1 pseudogene is annotated in these 242 nt (G+C 55.0%); it reads left to right on the top strand.

Annotated features, from left to right (window positions below):
• Positions 1-242 (top strand): annotated as a pseudogene (locus tag ACQ4LH_RS21720) (hypothetical protein); the annotation flags it as partial.

Genomic DNA, 242 nt, shown 5'->3' with positions numbered 1-242 from the left:
GAAATAGGGGAGAGGAGTAGGAAGAGTAAGATGTGTATAAGAGACAGTGCCTGCACCGTGGTAGTTGGTGAGCTCGACGGTGAGCGCGTGCGTTATCGCACCCTCAACTCCTGCCTGACCTTCGTTTCCTCCTTGCACGGCAAACAGCTGATCACGGTTGAAGACCTCAAGCACCAGGGCCAACTGCACAGCGTGCAACCTGTCTCTTATACACATCTCCGACCCACGAGACGAACTGAGCC

Source organism: Pseudomonas peli, assembly GCF_050563605.1.
In the GTDB taxonomy this organism is placed as follows: Bacteria; Pseudomonadota; Gammaproteobacteria; order Pseudomonadales; family Pseudomonadaceae; genus Aquipseudomonas; species Aquipseudomonas peli_A.
This window is presented reverse-complemented; position numbering and strand designations above follow the sequence as displayed.